Source organism: bacterium (assembly GCA_040755795.1).
Classification (GTDB): domain Bacteria; phylum UBA9089; class CG2-30-40-21; order CG2-30-40-21; family SBAY01; genus JBFLXS01.
In genome coordinates, this window is sequence record JBFLXS010000747.1 from 1 (window position 1) to 1,073 (window position 1,073).

Here is a 1,073-nt window from a genome sequence, read left to right on the forward strand (position 1 = left end):
GCTCTGTCTCCAACTCCTACCTCTTTACCGGCCGGGAGATAGATGCCGAGTCAGGGCTTTACTACTATCGAGCGAGGTATTATGACTCAGAGGTGGGAAGATTTGTAACCCAAGACCCGATTGGATTTGAAGGTGGAATAAATCTTTATGCGTATGTAGGCAATAATCCAATAAATTTGATTGATCCCACAGGATTAGGCCCCCTCCAAGTGAATGTGTATTTTATAGAGACCTTTGCAATAAAGGAGATCGATATGCTTGTGTTGCCTATCACATCTGTAATATTGCAGGTGATAACAAATGGAGCAACTGTATAAGAAATTGTCTTATTGATGCATACAAAGAGTGTAAAAGTGCATGGTGCATTGCTAAAGATCATATAAGATGTTGGGCAGAGTGTACCTATAAATGGATATGTAATAGATAGCAGGAGGGGCATTTAAATGGAATTAATAAGAGAACTTTGTAATTGGTTGTGCTTTTTGCGGCTAAAGAGTCTCAACGGATGTATTATTGGTGCATTTTTTCTATCACCAATTGGAGTCTTTTGGGGGGTAGTTATAGGTTTAGTATTGGGTGGAGGATGGTCCGCTAGTTTTGTAAAATTCTTAACCAGCCAAGAAGGAGGAATGATTGGAGGGATAACTATAATTATTGGATCAATAATTGGGTTTTTTATTATTTTCTTTCTGTTTCTTGTAATTGGCGCAAATGTAGGAAATTTGTTAGGATATATACTCTTAAAGCTTAGAGGTAGTTGATTACGACGGCGACAACATCCTGATGGAGTTCGACGGGAACAATGAGCTAATTGCCCGCTACATCACCAGCCTGAGGATCGATGAGATTATCAGCCGTCAGGATGCTGGTGGAGATGTCTACTATTACCATTACGACGGCCTGGGCAGCGTTACGTCTCTGACCTCTGTTGATGAGGTCGTAGCCGCCACCTATCGCTACGACGCCTTCGGCGAGGTCTACGCCCAAACCGGCTCTGTCTCCAACTCCTACCTCTTCACCGGCAGGGAGATAGATACCGAGTCAGGGCTGTATTATTATCGGGGAACATGGGG

The 1,073-nt window shown here is 42.9% G+C and carries 3 protein-coding genes; all 3 read left to right on the forward strand.

Annotation, left to right across the window (positions count from 1 at the left end; all coding sequences use genetic code 11):
• The coding region (locus AB1414_21390; GenBank protein ID MEW6609965.1) for an RHS repeat-associated core domain-containing protein at window positions 1-317 on the forward strand (317 nt) is incomplete at its 5' end.
• Between the two features lie 126 nt (window positions 318-443).
• Window positions 444-761, forward strand: coding sequence for a hypothetical protein (locus AB1414_21395; GenBank protein ID MEW6609966.1), 318 nt, complete (start codon window positions 444-446; stop codon window positions 759-761).
• A gap of 22 nt (window positions 762-783) precedes the next feature.
• The coding region (locus tag AB1414_21400; GenBank protein ID MEW6609967.1) for a hypothetical protein at window positions 784-1,073 on the forward strand (290 nt) is incomplete at its 3' end.

Coding starts and splice junctions, on each gene's coding strand:
- AB1414_21395 (MEW6609966.1), top strand. CDS start 444: ATGGAATTAATAAGAGAACTTTGTAATTGGTTGTGCTTTTTGCGGCTA.